This is a genomic window from Pseudomonas sp. P65(2024) (genome assembly GCF_057480955.1).
This window is the reverse complement of the sequence record NZ_JBLIYX010000025.1, coordinates 35,617-55,322: the sequence shown is the minus strand read 5'-3', so window position 1 is coordinate 55,322 and position 19,706 is coordinate 35,617. Positions and strand designations below refer to the sequence as shown.

Here is a 19,706-nt window from a genome sequence, read left to right as displayed (position 1 = left end):
AGGTAGCCCAGGGCCACGCCGTCACCGGCGATATACAACTCGCCCACCGCCCCCACTGGCAGCAGTTGCTGGCGGGCATCGAGCACATAGCAGCGGCTGTTACCGATCGGCTTGCCAATCGGGATGCTGCCCTCGCCCACCACGGTGATTTCGTGGGTGGTGCTGAAAGTAGTGGCCTCGGTCGGGCCGTAGCCATTGAGCAGGTGTTGCGGCGCACCATCGCGCAGTACCCGGGCGATCACCGCCGGGTCCAGCACATCGCCACCGACCATCAGGTAGCGAAGCGCTCGGAACGCTGGCAGCAGGTCGTCGGCGAACTGGTGGAACAGGCCGGCGGTCAGCCACAGCACGGTGACGCCCTGCTCCAGCAGCACTTCGCGCAGGCCCTGGCGCGACAGCACCGTGTCCTGGTCGATCACCACCACCGCGCCGCCGTTGAGCAGTGGCGCCCAGACTTCCAGGGTACTGGCGTCGAACGCCGGGTTGGAGGCGAAGGCCACGCGGTCCTGGCTGTTGAAATCGGCAAAGCCGTTGTTGATCACCAGGCGCACGATGGCCCGGTGCGGCACCTGCACGCCCTTCGGCGTGCCGGTGGAGCCGGAGGTGTACATGATGTACGCCGCGCTGCCGGCGTCCACCGCCAGGCCCAACGGCGCATCCGCGTAACCGCTCAGGTCGAGGCGGTCGAGTTCGACCCGGCGCGCGCCCTCCACTTGCGGCTGGTCGCTGTGGGTCAACAGCAGTCGCGCCTGGCTGTCGGCCACCATGAACGCCTGGCGCTCGGCCGGGGCGTTGCCGTCCAGCGGTACGAACACCGCCGCGCATTTGCTCACCGCCAGCTGGGCCGCCAGCAGGTCGAACGAACGTGGCAGCAGCAAGGCTACCCGGTCACCCGCCTGTACGCCCTGCTCCAGCAGGTACCCGCCCAGCCGGTTGGCCTGCCGGTCGAGCGCCTGGTAGCTCCAGCGCCGCGTGCCATGGGCCACCGCCAGCGCATCCGGGCAGGCCTTGGCCTGCGCCTCGAACAGGGCATGCACGGGCAGGTCGCGGGGATAGTCGCGACGGGTCGCGTTGAACTGCCGCGCCACGCGCTCGCGCTCGGCGTCCGGCAAGGCGTTGATACCGTTCAACGGCGCCGCCGGCGTGTCCGCCAGGGTATCGGCCAACCGCGCCAGGGCCGTCTGCAGCAGCTGGCAGACCAGTGCCCCCTCCACTTGCGGCACCGCCTGCACGGTCAGGATGAAACCGTCACCCAGGTCGTCGACGCTGACCACCAGCGGGTAGTTGCTGCGCTCATGGGCGGCCAGCAGTTCGATGCCCTGCCAAGCCTGTGCGCGCTGCGACCCGGTCGCCGCGCTGTGGCGGTAGTTGAGCAGGCTGGTGAACAGCGCCTGGGAGGCCGGCACACCGCTGCAACGCTGAGCCAGGGCCAGGGACGCTTGCTCGTGGGCCAGCAGACGCGCCAGACGCTGATGGGTCAGCCGCACGCCGTCGACCACGTCCATCCCGCCCACGCTGACCCGCAATGGCAAGGTGTTGATGAACATGCCCAACGCGCGCTCGGCGCCCTCGCCGCCCTGCAGGCGACCGAGCAGCACGGTGCCGAACACCACTTCCTCGCGGCCGGACAGTTGCGCCAGCACCTGCCCCCAGGCCTGGTGCACCAGGCTGGCGACGCTGATGCCCAGCAACCGTGCCTGCTGACGCAGGCGCAAGGCCAGTGGCTCATCCAGGCGCTCGCGGTGGTCGAGCACGTGGCTGCCGTCGCCCCGCGCCCCGCGCAGGCCGAACACTTCGGTCGGCTCGTCGATATCGCCCAGCAGTTCGCGGAACAGTGCCTCCTGCGCCTGGCTGTCGTCGCGCAGGCGAGCCTGGGCCACATAGTTGCGGTAAGGGACGCTGTCACCCTCGGGCATGCGCCCCAGCAGCGCGTCGCCGACCTCGGCCACCAGCAGCTCCATGGCGGCGTGGTCGAGGAGGATATGGTGCAGCAGCAGGGTCGCCTGCAAGCGGCCCTTTTCCACCTGGCGGCTCAGGTGCATCAGTGGTGCGCGGCCCAGGTCCAGGCGCGGGCTGTCCAGTGCCGGCTCAAGATGCAGGTGCGCCTCGCGCCAGACCACCTGCACCGCTTCGTCGAGCCCCTGCCAGTGCACGCTGGTGCGCAGGATGTCGTGGCGGGCGATGACCTGGTTCAGCGCCGCGACGAAGGCCTCCAGCTCGGTCTGGCCAGCGAAGGCGAAGTTCAGTTGCAGTACGTAGGGGTCGACCTCGGCGCTGGCCAGGTGGTGGTAGAGAATGCCCTGCTGCAACGGCGCCAGGGCGTACAGGTCCTGGATGTTGGCCGCGCCGCCGGGGATTCTCTGCACCAGGCTGTCGAGCGCGGCCTGCTCCAACGTCGCCAACGGCAGCATGTCGGGGCTGATGCGTGTGCAGCCCGCCGGGATACGGTTGGCCGGCACCTCCAGCGTCACCTCGCCGCCCACCGCCGCCGCCAGCGCGGCTAGGCTCGGCTGGCCGAACAGTACCCGCACATCCGCCGCGAGGCCGGCCTGGCGCATGCGCGCGGTCAGGGTCACGGCCAGCAACGAGTGGCCGCCGAGCTCGAAGAAGTTGTCATGACGACCGACCCGGTCCACGCCCAGCAGTTCGCTCCACAACTGCGCCAGCAGGGTCTCGACTTCGCCTTGCGGCGCCTCGTAGACCTGCTGCGTGGTTTCCGGCTGTGGCAGCGCCTTGCGGTCGAGCTTGCCGTTGGGGCTCAGCGGCAGCGCCTCGAGGTGGGTGAACGAAGCCGGCACCATGAACTCCGGCAACTGGCCCAGCAGCGCTGCGCGCAGCGTGTCCGGCGCCTGCCGGGCACCGGTGTAGTACGCCACCAGGCGCTGCTCACGGGCCAGCACCACCGCCTCCTTGACCCCTTCGATACGGGTCAGGCAGGCCTGGATTTCGCCCAGCTCGATGCGCAGGCCGCGGATCTTCACCTGGTCGTCGTTGCGCCCGAGGTACTCCAGGTTGCCATCGGCCAGGTAGCGGGCCAGGTCGCCGGTGCGGTACATCCGGCCACCGGTCCTGAGCGAGAACGGATCATCAAGGAAGCGTTCGGCGGTCAGTTGCTCGCGGTTGAGATACCCCCGCGCCACCTGCACGCCACCGATATACAGCTCGCCGGCCACGCCCACCGGTACCGGCTCGCCCTGGGCGTCCAGGACGTACAGCGCGGTATTGGCGATCGGCTTGCCGATCGGCGTGTTGTCCGGTGCCGTCACGCAGTGCCAGGCGCTGACATCCACCGCCGCCTCGGTCGGGCCGTACAGGTTGTGCAGCTCGACCGTCGGCAGCTGTGCGTGGAAACGCCGTACCAGGCTGCCGGGCAAGGCCTCGCCGCTGCACAGCACGCGCTTGAGCTGGTGCGGCAGGACTTGGCCATGGGCGAGGAACACATCGAGCATCGACGGCACGAAGTGCAAGGTGCTGACCTGCTCTTCACGGATAACCTCGCGCAGGTACTCGGGGTCACGATGTCCTCCAGGGCGTGCCATCACCAGACGGGCGCCGGTCTGCAGCGGCCAGAGGAACTCCCACACCGATACGTCGAAGCTGAACGGGGTTTTCTGCAACACCACGTCACCGGCGCCCAGCCGGTAGGCGTCCTGCATCCACAGCAGGCGGTTGACCACCCCGGCGTGCTCGTTCATCACGCCCTTGGGCAGGCCGGTGGAGCCGGAGGTGTAGATCACATAGGCCAGGTGTCGCGGGGTCAGCCCGGGCACCTGTGGGGCCTGCGCCGGCTGCGCCTGCCAGGTTGGCCGGTCGAGGTCGATCAACGTCGCCCGACTCGCCTGCGGCACGTCGCGGGTGGCGCCGTGCACCAACACCGCCCGCGGCGCGCTGTCATCGAGCATGTGACGGATGCGCTCGGCCGGATAGTCCGGGTCGACCGGGACGTAGGCGCCGCCGGCCTTGAGGATGGCCAGCAAGCCGACCACCATCGACAGGCCGCGTTCGACGCAGATCGCCACGCGATCGTCGGGTTTTAACCCCAGCGCAATCAGGTGATGGGCCAGGCGGTTGGCCTGCTCGTCGAGCTGGCGATAGGTCAGCTCGCCTTCCTCGGACTTCACCGCAATGGCCTGCGGCGTGCGTCGCACCTGGGCCTCGATCATGCCGTGCAGGGTCTGCTCCAGGTCGTACGCCACCGCCGTGTCGTTGAAATCGACCAGCACCTGGCGCCGCGCCTCGGCATTGAGCACCGGCAACCGGTTCAGCGCCTGCTGCGGCTGTTGCTCAAGCGCCAGCAACAGGCCGTCGAGCACCTGCAGCATCTGCGCGCAGATCCGCTGCGCGCTCACCTGGGCCGACACCTGCACGCCCAGGCGCAGGCCATCGCCGAAGTCATCGACGTTCAGGCTCAGCGGGTAGTTGGTGCGCCCTTCGCTGCCCAGGGTCTCGATACCCTCCCAGGCCTGTGGCTGCGGCGCGGCGCGGGTGCTCTGGCGGTAGTTGAGCATGGCGCTGAACAACGGCAGCGGCGCGGCCACCTGGCTGCAGCGCTGGGCCAGGGCCAGCGAGGCGTGCTCGTGGACCAGCAGCGCCGACAGCTCGCGGTGGGTGGCCAGCACGCCGTCGCGCACGCCCAACCCGTCCAGCTCGACCCGCAACGGCAGGGTGTTGATGAACATGCCCAGTGCCCGCTCGCTGCCCTCGCCGCCCTGCAGGCGGCCCAGCAACACGGTGCCGAACACCACGCGGCCCTTGCCGCAGGCCACCGCCAGCAGGCGCGCCCAGGCCAGGTGCACCAGGCTTGCGGTGCTCACCCCCAGCTGTCGAGCCTGGTCGCGCAGGCGAGCATAGCGGGCGCCCTCGAACGCTACCTCGGCCTCATCGAGGGCGCGGCCATCGCCTTGCACCTCGCGCAGGCCGAACGGCAGGCTCGGCTCGTCGATATCGCCCAGGCGGTCGCGGAAGAACGCCTCGTGCTCGGCCTCGCTGACGCCAAGGCGCGCCTGGGCCACATAGTTGCGGTACGGTACCGAGGCCGGCAACGGCTCGCTCTGCCCCAGCAGGTAGCTGCGCAGTTCGGCCTGCACCGCCTGCATGGCGATATGGTCGAGCACGATATGGTGGAACTGCAGCACCGCCTCGACCCGCTGGCTGCCCGGCTCGGTGCGGTGCAGCAGGCGGATCAGCGGCGCCTGACCAAGGTCCAGGCGCGCCAGGTGGGCGTCGTCGAGCGGCGCCAATTGCAGCGGCGCCTGGCGCCAGACCACCTGCACCGGTTGCGCCAGACCGTCCCAGAGCACTGCGGTGCGCAGGATGTCATGCCGGGCGATGACCTGCTCCAGGGCCTGGGCGAACGCCTGCAGACGCGCCGGGCTGTCGAAGCGCAGCCGCGCGCGCAGGGCATAGGGATCGGCGCCCACGGCGCTCAAGTGCAGGTAGAGGATGCCCTCCTGCAACGGCGCCAGGGGGTAGATATCCTGGACATTGGCCGCACCACCCGGCACTGCGGCGGCGATACGCTCGATGGCGGCCGGCTCCAGGTTCACCAGCGGCAGCATGTCCGGGGTGATCTGGGTGCAACCCGCCGGGATCCGGTTGGCCGGCACTGTCACCGCGCCACCCTGGCCCAGGGTGGCCGCCAGCGCTGCCACGCTCGGCTGGCCGAACAGGGTGCGTACATCCACCTGCAGGCCGGCCTGGCGCAGGCGCGCGGTCAAGGTTACGGCCAGCAGCGAGTGACCGCCCAGTTCGAAGAAGTTGTCGTGTCGCCCTACCCGCTCCACGCCCAGCAGTTGCGACCAGATCTCGGCCAGCAGCACCTCGGTCTCGCCCTGTGGCGCCTCGTACTGGCGCGCCTGCAGGTCCGGCAACGGCAGCGCCTTGCGGTCGAGCTTGCCGTTGGGGGTCAGCGGCCAGCTGTCGAGGTGGATGAACAGCGCCGGCACCATGTACTCCGGCAACCGCGCCAGCAATGCCTGACGCAGCGCGTCGGCCGGCTGCGGCTCGCCACGGTGGTAGGCGACCAGGCGATCACCGCCGTGTGGATGCCGCTGGACCAGCACCAGGGCCTCACGCACGCCGGCCAAGCGGTTCAGGCAGGCCTCGATCTCGCCCGGCTCGATGCGCAGCCCGCGCAGCTTGATCTGGTGGTCGGTGCGACCCAGGAACGTCAGGCTGCCATCGGCTGCCTGGCGTACCAGGTCGCCGCTGCGGTACAGGCGCTCACCCTCGACGAACGGGCTGGCGATGAAGCGTTCGGCCTGTTGCTCCGGCAACCCCAGGTAGCCACGCGCCACCCCGGCGCCGCCGATATGCAGCTGGCCGGCGACGCCCCAGGGTACCGGCTGGTCGTGGGCATCGAGGACGTACAGGCAGGTGTTGTCGATGGGGTGGCCAATCGGCAACGCGCCAAATGGAATCGGTTGTCCGGGTTCCAGGGTCCAGACGCTGCAGTCGACCGTGGTTTCGGTGGGGCCGTAGACGTTGTGCAGGCGCACTTGCGGCAAACGCTGGCGAACCTGCCGGGCCAATGCCTCGGTCAACTCGCCGCCGCCGCAGACGATATCGGTCAGGCTGGTGCAGGCGGCGCTGTCGTCCTGGTCGAGGAACTGCTGCAACAATGCGGGCACGAATTGCACCACGCCGACCTGCTGCTGGCGGATCAGCCCGGCCAGGTACTGCGGGTCGCGCTGGCCATCCGGCTTGGCCAGCACCAGGCGCAGCCCGCTGCACAGCGGCCAGAACAGCTCCCACACCGAGGCGTCGAAGCTCACCGGGGTCTTGTGCAGCACCGCGCCGCCGGCCGGGAACCGGCGCGCACTCCAGTGCACCAGGTTGGCCAGGTTGCGCTGCTCGACCATCACCCCCTTGGGCAGGCCGGTGGAACCAGAGGTGTAGATCACATAGGCCAGGTGCGCGCCGTTAAGCCCGGGCACCCGCGGGTCGCTGTCCGGCTGTCCGGCCCAGCTCGGTTGATCGAGATCGACCTGCGGCAACGCCGCTTCGCCGACCAGCGTCCGCGTGCCTCGTTGCACCAGCAGCGCTCGCGGCTGGCTGTCGGCGAGCATGTGGCCGATACGTTCTGCCGGGTAATCCGGGTCCAGCGGCACATAGGCGCCGCCGGCCTTGAGGATGGCCAGCAGGCCGACCACCAGCGACAGGCCGCGCTCGACACAGATAGCCACCCGGTCGTCAGGCTGCACGCCCAGCGCAATCAGGTGGTGGGCCAGGCGGTTGGCCTCGGCGTTGAGCTGGCGATAGCTCAGTTGTCCTTCCTCCGACTGCACCGCGACCGCCTCGGGATCGCGCGCCACCTGCTGCTCGAACAATGCCTGGACGGGCTGTTCGACATCACCGGCCTGGGCCGTCGCGTTACAGGCCTGCAACAGATGCCCACGCTCATCGTCCGGCAATACCGGGACCGACAGCAGCGCGTGCCGTGGCTGAGCCTCCAGACCTTCCACCATGCCCTGCAGCACGTGCCGCATTTGCCCGCAGATCCGCTGGGCGCCAACGCTTGCCGGGGTCATCGCCACCAGACGGAAGCCTTCCCCCATGTCATCCACGCTCAAGCTCAGTGGATAGTTGCTGCGCTCCTGGCCATCGAGGAACTCGATGCCCTGCCACTGCTGGCGCCGGTCTTCGCTCGCCGCCTGGCCATGGCGGTAGTTGAGCATGGCGCTGAACAGCGGCGCCGGGGCCGGCACGCCACTGCAACGCTGGGCCAGTGCCAGCGACGCGTGCTCATGCACCAGCAAGGCACTCAGGCGCTGCTGGGTCAGGCGTAAGGCGTCCTGCAGGTCGAGGCCTGCAAGGTCCAGGCGCAGCGGCAAGGTGTTGATGAACATGCCCAGGGCCCGCTCGGCGCCCTCGCCGGCCTCCAGGCGGCCCAGCAACACGGTGCCGAACACCACACGATCGGTGCCGCTGACGGCAGCCAGCAGGCGGGCGAAGGCCAGGTGGAACAGGCTGGCGGGGCTGAAGCCCAGCTGCCGGGCCTGTTGCCGCAGCCGCGCGGCCAGGGTTTCGTCCAGCCACAGCCAGGCTTCCTCGACGGCCTGACCGTCGCCCTGTACATCGCTCAGGCCGTAGGGCAGCGTCGGCTCGTCGATATCGCCCAGTTGCGCACGGAAGAACGCCTCGTGCTCGGCCTGGCTGACGCCCTGGCGCGCCTGGGCCACATAGTTGCGATAAGGCACCGGGGCCTGCACCGGCGCGGCGCTGCCCTGCAAATAGCCCAGCAACTCAGCGCCGATGATCTCCAGGGCGGTGTGATCGAGGACAATATGGTGGAACTGCAATAGCGCCTCGATGCGCTCGCTGCCGGTAACGCCGCTATACAGCAGGCGGATCAGCGGCGCCCGGGCCAGGTCGAGGCGTTGCAGGTCTTGCCCATCCAGCGGCGCGACCAGCAGCGGCGCCTCGCGCCAGACCACCTGCAACGGTTGCGCCAGACCTTCCCAGAGCACGGCGGTACGCAGCACGTCATGACGGCTGATGGCCTGGCGCAAGGCCCTGGCGAACGCCTCCAAGCGTGCCGGGCTGTCGAACGCCATGCGCGACTGCAGCACATAGGGATCGTGCTCCGGCGAGCTGAGGTGGTGGTAAAGGATGCCCTCCTGCAACGGCGCCAGTGGGTAGATGTCCTGCACGTTGGCCGCGCCGCCCGGCACCGTGGCGACGATGCGCTCGATGGCAGCCGGTTCGAGGTCCACCAGTGGCAGCATGTCCGGAGTGATCCGGGTGCAGCCGGCCGGGATCCGGTTGGCCGGCACCTCGACCTGGCGGCCATGGCCCAGGGTCGCCGCCAACGCCGCTACCGTCGGCTGGCCGAACAACGTGCGCACGTCGGCCTGCAGGCCGGCATGGCGCAGGCGCGCGGTGAGGCTTACCGCCAGCAGCGAGTGGCCGCCGAGTTCGAAGAAGTTGTCGTGGCGACCGACCTGTTCGATGCCCAGGACTTCAGCCCAGATCGCGGCCATCGCCTCCTCGGTCGCGCCGATTGGGGCGACATAGACCTCGCGTGCCACCGCCGAAGGATCAGGGTCCGGCAGCGCCTTGCGGTCCAGCTTGCCGTGGCGGGTCAGTGGCAACTCGTCCAGGCGGACGAAGGCTTGCGGTATCAAGTGGCCCGGAAGGCGGGTTTGCAGCCCTTGGCGCAGGGTGTCGAGATCGACCACGGCGGTTGCTGTGAACCAGGCCAGCAGGCGTTCGTTGCGCACCAGTACCACGGCATCCGCGATACCCGGCTCAGCCTTCAGCGCGGCTTCGATCTCGCCCAGCTCGACCCGCACGCCACGGATCTTCACCTGGTCGTCATTGCGGCCCTGGTAGTCCAGCGTGCCGTCGGCATTCCAGCGCACCAGATCGCCCGTGCGGTACATCCGGCCGCCGTTGAACGGATCGTCGAGGAAACGCTCGGCGGTCAGTTCAGGACGGTTGAAGTAACCTCGGGCGACCTGCGCACCACCGATGTACAACTCGCCTATCACACCCACCGGTACGGGTTGGCGTTGCTCGTCCAACACATAGACGCAGGTGTTGGCGGTCGGCTTGCCGATATGCAGCGCACCGCCCGGTTGCAGTTGCCCCGACGTCGCCACCACGGTGGTTTCGGTCGGGCCATAGTTGTTGACCAGCGCAAAGCCCGGATCACGGTCGAACTGGCGCAGGCGATCACCGCCGACCAGCAGCGTGCGCAGGGTCGGGTGCTGGCGTTCGCGGCGCAGCGCCTGCTCGGCGACCGGTGTCGGCAGGAAGCTCACGTGCAGCGGCTGCTCCAGCCACCAGTCGAGCAGTTCATCGACATGCTCGCCGCCGATGGACGCCGGCGGCAGGTGCAGCACCGCCCCGGCGCACAGGGCCGGCCAGGCTTCCCATGCCATGGCGTCGAAGCCGAAGCCGGCAACGCTGGAGGTGTGGCTGCCTGCGCCCAGATCGAAGGCCTGGCAATGCCAGTGGATCAGGTTGGCCAGGGTGCGGTGCTCGACCATCACCCCCTTGGGCTGGCCGGTGGAGCCGGAGGTGTAGATGACATAGGCCAACTGATGCGCGTCCAGCCCTGCAACCACAGGGTTGCTGGCCGCCTGGTCGAGCCAGTCATCGCCATCCATCAAGACTTTAGCTACATCGCCGACCAAGGCTTCGGTGGTCGATTCGACCAGCACCAGCGCTGGCGCGCTGTCGCTGAGCAGATAGGCAATCCGCTGCGCCGGATAGCCCGGATCGACCGGCACATACGCCGCGCCGGCCTTGAGCACGGCCAGCATCGCCACCATCCGTTGCGGACCACGTTCCAGGCACAGCGCCACACGGTCGCCCAAGACCACGCCACGCTCGATCAGGTGATGAGCCAGGCGGTTGGCACGCTGGTTGAGCTCGCCGTAGCTCAGACGCAACTCACCCTGTACAACGGCCAATGCTTCAGGCGCTTGGGCCTCGACCAGCGCGTGCACGGTCTGCCCTTGCGAATAGGCCTCGGCTGTTGCGTTGAAGTCCTCCAGCACCTGGCGCGAAGCTTCGTCATCCAGCATCGGCAAGGCTTCGACCACTTGCCCCGGGCACTGCTGCAAGGCCTGCACCAATTGGCCGAGGGTATTGACCATCCAGCCGCCGATCTGCGCCGCCGGCAGCCCTTCGGCGGCCAGCACGCTCAAGCTGAAGCCCTCACCCAGGTCGTCGACGCTCAGGGTCAGCGGGTAGTTGCTGCGCTCCTCGCCACCCAGCAGGCGCACGCCCTGCCAGATGCCCTCACCGTCGCGAGCGACACCCTCGGTACTGTGGCGGTAGTTGAGCAAGGCACTGAACAATGGCGCCGAAGCAGCCACGCCGCTGCAACGCTGGGCCAGCGCCAGGGGCGCGTGCTCGTGACCAAGCAGGGCCGACAATCGCTTATGGGTGAGGCGCAGCGCCTGGTCCACCGGCAACGCGGTATCCACCCGCAATGGCAGGGTGTTGATAAACATGCCGAGCGCCCGGTCGGCGCCCTCGCCTGCTTGCAGGCGGCCCATCAGCACGGTGCCGAACACCACGTCACCGCGCCCCGCCAGCACGCCCACCACGCGAGCCCAGGCCAGGTGCACCAGGCTGGCGGCGCTGACGCCGCGCTGCCGCGCTTGCTCACGCAACCCATGGGCCAGGGTGGCCGGCAGCAGCAGCGCGGCATGTTCGACCTGCCCCCCGTCCCCCTGCACATCGGCCAGGCCATACGGCAGGGTCGGCTCGTCGATATCACCCAGTTGCGCACGGAAGAACGCCTCGTGGCCGGACTGATCGTCGCCCAGGCAAACCTGGGCGACATAATTGCGATACGGCACCGCTGCATGCAGCGTGGCGCCACGTCCGTCCAGCAGCGCCTGCATCTCCTCGCCGACCACGGCCATGGCGGCGTGGTCAAGGGTCAGGTGGTGGAACTGCAGCAGGGCTACCCACTCGCCCTGGCGCGGATCCTCGGCATAGACCAGGCGCAGCAAGGGCGCCCGGGTCAGGTCCAGACGCTGCTGACGGGCATCGAAACGGGCCTGCAGTTGCTCGATCACCGCCGCTTCGCCCAGTCCGGTGACCTCACTGACTGCCAGCTGGGCCTGGCGCCAGACCACCTGCACCGGCTCGCCCAGTCCTTCCCAGACCACCGAGGTGCGCAGGATGTCGTGGCGGTCGATGACCTGTTGCAAGGCCTCGGCCCAGGTACGCAGCCGCTCCAGGCTGTCGAAGGCCAGGCGCGACTGCAGCAGGTACGGGTCGCCCTGCTCGGCGCTGAGGTGGTGGTAGAGAATGCCCGATTGCAACGGCGCCAGCGGGTAGATTTCCTGGACGTTGGCCGCACCACCCGGCACGCTGGCGACGATACGGTCGATGCTGGCCTGGTCCAGGTCGATCAGGCTGAGCATGTCCGCGGTGATCTGCGTCGCACCTTGCGGCACACGGTTCTCAGGCACTGCCACTTCACGCCCGGAACCCACCGCCGCCGCCAACGCGGCCAAGGTCGGCTGGGCGAACAGCACGCGCACGTCGGCATTAAGCCCGGCCTTGCGCATGCGCTCGATCAGGCTCACCGCCAGCAGCGAGTGGCCACCGAGTTCGAAGAAGTGGTCATGGCGACCAACCTGCTCGACCTTGAGCACTTCGGCCCAGATCGCGGCCAGCGCGGTTTCGATCTCACCTTGCGGCGCCTCGAAGGCACGGCTGACCAGCGCCTCACTGCCCGGCTGAGGCAAGGCGCGGCGGTCGAGCTTGCCGTTGGCGGTCAGCGGCAGCGCATCCAGGCGCACATAGGCCGACGGCAACATGTAGTCCGGCAGTTGGCCTTGCAGTTGCTGGTGCAGTTCGGCAATTGCCTGATGGCCAGTGAAATAGGCCACCAGGCGCTTATCGCCCGGCGCGTCCTCCCGCACGATCACGGCGGCATCGCGAACCCCCGGACACTCGCCCAGACGCGCCTCGATCTCGCCCAGTTCGATACGGAAGCCACGCAGCTTGACCTGCTGGTCGGCACGGCCCAGGTAACGCAGGGTACCGTCGGCCTGCCAGCTCACCAGGTCGCCGCTGCGGTACATCGTGCCGCCGTTGAACGGATCGGGCAGGAAGCGCTCAGCCGTCAGTTCCGGCTGGCCTAGGTAGCCCAGGGCCACGCCGTCACCGGCGATATACAACTCGCCCACCGCCCCCACTGGCAGCAGTTGCTGGCGGGCATCGAGCACATAGCAGCGGCTGTTACCGATCGGCTTGCCAATCGGGATGCTGCCCTCGCCCACCGCGGTGATTTCGTGGGTGGTGCTGAAAGTAGTGGCCTCGGTCGGGCCGTAGCCATTGAGCAGGTGTTGCGGCGCGCCATCGCGCAGTACCCGGGCGATCACCGCCGGGTCCAGCACATCGCCACCGACCATCAGGTAGCGAAGCGCTCGGAACGCTGGCAGCAGGTCGTCGGCGAACTGGTGGAACAGGCCGGCGGTCAGCCACAGCACGGTGACGCCCTGCTCCAGCAGCACTTCGCGCAGGCCCTGGCGCGACAGGACCGTGTCCTGGTCGATCACCACCACCGCGCCGCCGTTGAGCAGTGGCGCCCAGACTTCCAGGGTGCTGGCGTCGAACGCCGGGTTGGAGGCGAAGGCCACGCGGTCCTGGCTGTTGAAATCGGCAAAGCCGTTGTTGATCACCAGGCGCACGATGGCCCGGTGCGGCACCTGCACGCCCTTCGGCGTGCCGGTGGAGCCGGAGGTGTACATGATGTACGCCGCACTGCCGGCGTCCACCGCCAGGCCCAACGGCGCATCCGCGTAACCGCTCAGGTCGAGGCGGTCGAGTTCGACCCGGCGCGCGCCCTCCACTTGCGGCTGGTCGCTGTGGGTCAGCACCAGCCGCGCCTGGCTGTCGGCCACCATGAACGCCTGGCGCTCGGCCGGGGCGTTGCCGTCCAGCGGCACGAACACCGCCGCGCATTTGCTCACCGCCAGCTGGGCCGCCAGCAGATCGAACGAACGAGGCAGCAGCAAGGCCACCCGATCGCCAGCCCGCACGCCCTGTTCGAGCAGGAAATAGGCCAGGCGATTGGCCTGGGCCTCGAGCTGGGCGAAGGTCCATCGACGCTGACCCTGGACCACCGCCAGCGCATCCGGCGAATTCACGGCCTGGGCCTCGAACAATCGGTGCACGGCCAGTTCACGCGGATATTCACGCGCCGTGGCGTTGAACTGCCGCAGCACGCGTTCGCGCTCTGCTTCCGGCAGGCGATGGAGGCTGTTCAGCGCGCTCCTCGGCGTCTGTTCCAACGCCGTGACCAGTTGCAACAGCGCCATGCGCAGCAGCTGGCAGACCCGGCCACCGTCCACGGGGGCCACGGCCTGCACCGTCAGTCTGAAGTCATTACCGTAATCGTCGACACTGACCACCAGCGGATAGTTGCTGCGCTCTTGCGCGCTCAGCAGTTCGATCCCGTCCCAAGCTGGCCCCTCGGCCGGTTTACCGGCACTGTGGCGATAGTTCAGCAAGCTGGTGAACAGCGCCTGGGACGCCGGTACGCCACTGCAACGCTGGGCCAGGGCCAGGGACGCCTGTTCGTGCGCCAGCAGGCGCGCCAGGCGCTGATGGGTCAGGCGGACCCCGTCGGCTACGCCCGCAGCCCCCACGCTGACCCTCAGCGGCAAGGTATTGATGAACATGCCCAGCGCCCGGTCGGCGCCCTCGCCGCCCAGCAGGCGGCCAAGCAGCACGGTGCCGAACACCACGTCCTCGCGGCCGGACAACTGCGCCAGCACCTGGCCCCAGGCCTGGTGCACCAGGCTGGCGACGCTGACCCCGAGCGCCCTGGCCTGGCCACGCAGACGAGCCCCCAGTTCCGGCTCCAGCGGCTGGCGGCTTTCACTGACCAGGCCCGTATCGACCTGGGCCTCGCGCAAACCGAACACCTCGGTCGGTTCGTCGATATCGCCCAGCAGCTCGCGGAACAGCGCCTCGTCGGCCTGCGGGTCGGCGCCCAGACGCGCCTGGGCCACGTAGTTGCGGTACGGCACGCTGTCCGGCAGCGCCGTCTGCCCTTGCAGCAAGGTACCGATTTCGGCCACCAGCTGCTCCACGGCAGTGTGGTCGAGGAGGATATGGTGCAGCAGCAGGGTCGCCTCCAGGTGACCGGCCTGGACCTGGCTGCTCAGGCGCAACAGTGGCGCCTGCCCCAGGTCGAGCCGCAGTGTCTCCAGCGCCGGGCTCGGCACCAGCGGCGCCTCGCGCCAGACCACCTGCACCGCCTCGTCCAGGCCCTGCCAGTGCAGGCTGGTGCGCAGGATATCGTGGCGGGCGATGACCTGGTTCAGCGCCGCAACGAACGCGTCCAGCTCGGCCTGACCGGCAAAGGCGAAACGCGCCTGCACCACGTAGGGGTCGGCGCCTTCGCTGGCCAGGTGATGGTAGAGAATGCCCTGCTGCAACGGCGCCAGGCCGTAGATGTCCTGGACATTTTCCACGCCGCCGGGGATATGGCGCACCAGCGCATCGATGGCGTCCTGGTCGAGGCTGGCCAGGGGCAGCATGTCCGGAGTGATCCGCGTGCAATCGACGGGGATGCGGTTGGCCGGCACGGCGACAGTCGCCCGAGCACCCACCGACGCCGCCAGCGCCGCCAGTGTGGGCTGGCTGAACAGCACCCGCACATCGGCTTGCAGCGCCTGCTGGCGCATGCGTTCGACCAAACGCACCGCCAGCAGCGAATGGCCGCCCAATTCAAAGAAGTTGTCGTCACGCCCCACCGCCTCGACACCGAGCAGATCCGTCCAGATCGCCGCCAGGGCGGTCTCGACCGGCCCCTCGGGAGCCTGGTACTGCCGCATCGGTGCTTCGGGCGCCGGCAGGGCCTTGCGGTCGACCTTGCCATTGGGCGTCAACGGCATGGCCTCGAGGTGAATGAACAGCGCCGGCACCATGTACTCGGGCAATTGGCCCAGCAGATGCTCACGCAGGTCTTGCGCGACCTGGGCCTGACCGCTGTGGTAGGCCACCAGGCGTGGGCCGCTGTGCGGATGCTCGTGAACCAGCACCAGCGCCTCGCGCACGCCAGGCAGGCGGTTCAGGCAGGCCTCGATCTCGCCCGGTTCGATGCGCAGGCCGCGCAGCTTGATCTGGTGGTCGTTACGGCCAAGGAACGCAAGGCTCCCGTCCGCGCGCTGACGCACCAGGTCACCGCTGCGGTACAGGCGCTCACCCTTGACGAACGGACTGTCGATAAAGCGCTCGGCCTGCTGCCCTGCCAGGCCCAGATAGCCCCGCGCCACCCCCGCGCCACTGATGTGCAGGTGCCCGGCCACGCCCCACGGCAGTGGCTGGTCGGCGTCGTCCAGGACGTACAGACGGGTATTGTCGATGGGCCGGCCGATCGGCAGTGCGCCGTGGGGCACAGGTTGTCCTGGCTCCAGGGTGAAGACAGTGCAGTCGACCGTGGTTTCGGTGGGTCCGTAAACGTTGTGCAGGCGCACCTGAGGCAAGCGCTCGCGCACCTGGCGTGCCAGGGATTCGGTCAGCTCACCGCCACCGCAGACGATATCGGTCAGGCTGGCGCACTGCGCGCTGCGCGTCTGCTCGACGAACTGCTGCAACAGCGCCGGCACGAACTGCACCACGCTGACCTGCCGTTCAATGATCTCCCGTGCGACATAATCCGCGTCGCGCTGGCCGTCCGGTCGCGCCAGCACCAGACGCAACCCGCTGCCCAGCGGCCAGAACAGCTCCCACACCGAGGCGTCGAAACTGATCGGCGTCTTGTGCAGCAGCGCGCCGTCGGCGCGGGTCGGGCACAGCCCCGCGGCCCAGCGCACCAGGTTGACCACGCTGCGGTGCTCGACCATCACCCCCTTTGGCATGCCGGTGGAGCCAGAGGTGTAGATCACATAGGCCAGGTGCCGTGGGGTGAGCCCGGTCACCCGTGGGCAGGTGGCCGGCAAGGCTTCCCAGGTCGGCTGGTCGAGGTCGATCCGTGGCACCGCCACCTCGCCCGGTACCTCGCGGGTAGCGCTGTGGACCAGCACCGCCAATGGCGCGCTGTCTTCGAGCATATGACGGATACGCCCGGCCGGGTAACCCGGGTCGAGCGGCACGTAGGCGCCACCGGCCTTGAGGATGGCCAGCAGGCCAACCACCATCGAAACGCTGCGTTCGACGCAAATCGCCACCCGGTCGTCGGGCTTGACCCCGAGTTCGATCAGATGGTGGGCCAGGCGGTTGGCCTGCTCGTCGAGTTGCCGATAGCTCAGTCGCTCGCCATCGGTCTCCACCGCGACGGCGTCGGGGCGCAGCTGCGCCTGGTGTTCGAACAGGGCGTGCAGCGGCAGGTCCAGGTCATGGTCGACCGCCGTGTCATTGCAGTCCACCAGCAGGTGATGGCGTTCCTTGACGGTCAGCACCGGCAGGTCCAGCAATGGCCGCTCGGGCTGCTGTTCGAGCGCTTCCACCACCCCTTCAAATACCTGCCGCAACTGCCCACACAAGCGCTCTGCGCCCCACTCGGCAAGGGCTTGGACCGTCAGGCGCAGGTCCTCGCCGAGGTCGTCGACGGCCAGGTTCAAGGGGTAGTTGGTGCGCTCCTCGGCCCCCACCACATCGATGCCCGGCGCCACCGCGATCACCTCGGCCGCATCGCCCGCCGCACTGTGGCGGTAGTTGAGCATGCTGTTGAACAGCGGCGTCGGCGCCACCACGCCGCTGCAGCGCTGGGCCAGGGCCAGGGGCGCCTGCTCATGGCCGAGCAACGCCGTCAGTTGTCGATGGGTGACCAACAGCGCCTCACGCACACCCTGCCCGCACAGGTCGACGCGCAGTGGCAAGGTGTTGATGAACATGCCCAGGGCCTGTTCAGCGCCTTCACCCGCCGCCATACGCCCGAGCAGCACACTGCCGAACACCACCGACTCGCGTCCGGACAGCGCCCCAAGCAGGCGCGCCAGCCCTAGGTGCATGATGCTCGCCGGGCTCACGCCGAGCAGCCGGGCCTGGGCCCGCAGGCGCTGGCTAAGGCTGGAAGCCAGGGTCAGCCTGGCTTCCTCCATGGCCTGGCCGGCCACCTCCTGGATACCGAAGGCCAGGGTCGGCTCGTCGATATCGGCGAGCATGGCGCCGAAGAAGGCCTCATGGGCCTGTTCATCCTGGGCCTGCCGACTTCTGGCCAGCAGGTCGCGGAACGGCACCGGGGCCGGCAGTCGCTCACCTTCACCCGCCAGGTAAGCCTGGATCTCGCGGCGCACGATATCCAGCCCGGTGTGATCCATGACGGTGTGATGGAACAGCAGCAAGGCCAGTACCTCGCCGTCGCGGGCCTGGGCATGCACCAGGCGCAGTAGCGGCGCCTGGCCCAGATCCATGCGGTAGTGATGAGTGTCGAAACGCGCCCGCAACTGGCACCCTACATCCTCGTCGCCGTTCAGCTCGACGGCCTCGCAGACCAGCGGCGCCTTGCGCCACACCACCTGCAGCGGCTGGTCGAGGTATTCCCAGGCCAGCGCCGTGCGCAGGATGTCATGGCGCTGGATCACCCAGTCGAGGGCCTCGGCGAACGCCTGCAGGCGCTCGGGGCTGGCGAAGCGCAGTTGGGCCTGCAGCACATAGGGGTCGCCATCGGCCGCCGTGAGGTGGTGGTAGAGCATGCCCTCCTGCAGCGGCGCCAGCGGGTAGATATCCTGCAGGTTGGCCGCGCCGCCGGGCACAGTGGCAACAATGCGGTCGATGGCCGCCTGGTCGAGACCAGCCAGGGGCAGCATCTCGGGCGTGATGCGCAACGCCGGGCTCAACCATCCATGATCCAGGCCGGCAAGCATCTGCAAGAGCGCCGGCTTGTGGGCCGCCAACGCGTCCCACAGGGCGTCATCGAGCGTGTCTTCATCGCCTTCGACGATCAGGTCGGCCTCCTCGCGCTGGAGTCGGATCGCACGGGTGGAGAGCGCTGCCATGAGTTCGCTGAAGAGCATTGGTAAGCATCCTGCTTTAGCCAGTCGGAAATGCTCGGAACGCTAATGGATCGTGGGGAGGCGGGCTGACATGGGAAGGGGGGACAATACGGCGCCCTGGGTGTCCGGCCGGCGATGCGCGCCGCCAGGAGGATCAAGCGCCGGGCGAACATTGCAATTACCCCGCGCCTGCCCCAAGCTCTGCCGTACCGCCCCCACGGACCGCCCGATGCAACGACGCCACCTTCTCCTGATCGCCCTGCTGCTTGTGCTGATGCTGCCCATCGCGATCGGCTATCTGTGGCGTGACCAGCAGCCCGCGGTGCCCAGCCTGCCGGCGCACAGCTACAGCAAGGCGCTGCGCCAGGCCCATGACGGCCTGCCGGGCGCCGCCAGGGTGCTCTACCAACAATTGCAACGCGACGACCTGCCAGCGATCCGACGCGCCGCGCTGTATGCCGAACTGCCCAACTATCCGTCGCCACTAGCACTGAAGCTGGCCCAGCAGGACTTGGAACACGCCGACCCGCTGGTTCGGCGTGCCGCCATCGCCAGCATCCACCGCCTGCTGCCTGCCGCCCAGCGCAGCCTGGTGCTGGGCCCGCTCCTGGAAGATGACGAGCAAAGCGTACGCTTCGCCGCGGTCGACGCCCTGCTCGGCCTCGCCCCCGACGCCATCGGCTTGTACTTCGGGCCGTTGCAGGATGCCCTGGAGCAGTACGAGCAGACGCTGGAACAACAGCCCGACGACGCCGCGGCGCAGGTTCACCTGGCCCGGCTGTACATGCATGAGCAAGCCTACGAGTCCGCCACGCGGGCCCTGCAGCGCAGCCTGGCGGTGGCTCCCGAAGGCCTGGACGCCCTGGCCACCCAGGTACGCCTGCTGGAACAGCAAGGCCGTCACGACGCCTCCCGCGAAGTGCTGGCCAAGGCCCTGTCACTGCGCCCGGACTCGGCGTTCCTGCAATATGAACTGGGGCTGTGGCTGACCCGCCACGAGCAACAGGAATACGCCCTGCTCGCCCTGGCACGCGCGGTCGAATTGGAGCCGGAAAACAACGACTATCGCTACACCCTGGCCGTCACCCTGCACCAGCTAGAGCAGGTGGACGCCGCGCAGAAGCAGCTGGAGACCGTGCTCAGTCGCCAGCCGGCCAACCGCCGGGCTCGGGTGTTGCTGATCGAGTACTGGAAGGAAACCGGCCAATTGCAGAATGTCCAGGTCCTGCTGGCCGAGCTGGAGCGGCAAAACCCGGACGATCCGTTCCTGCAGCAAGGGCTCTGACG

2 protein-coding genes are annotated in these 19,706 nt (G+C 68.6%); one reads left to right on the top strand and one right to left on the bottom strand.

Annotated features, from left to right (window positions below; translation table 11 throughout):
• Positions 1-18,440, bottom strand: an 18,440-nt coding sequence (locus AC25MA_RS24200; protein WP_486972465.1) for an amino acid adenylation domain-containing protein, incomplete at its 3' end; no start/stop codon positions are given.
• A 208-nt stretch (positions 18,441-18,648) separates the two neighbouring features.
• On the opposite strand from AC25MA_RS24200, the gene AC25MA_RS24195 reads away from it, so the two are divergent.
• Positions 18,649-19,704, top strand: coding sequence for a tetratricopeptide repeat protein (locus tag AC25MA_RS24195; RefSeq protein ID WP_186595844.1), 1,056 nt, complete (start codon positions 18,649-18,651; stop codon positions 19,702-19,704).
• Positions 19,705-19,706: the final 2 nt, after the last annotated feature.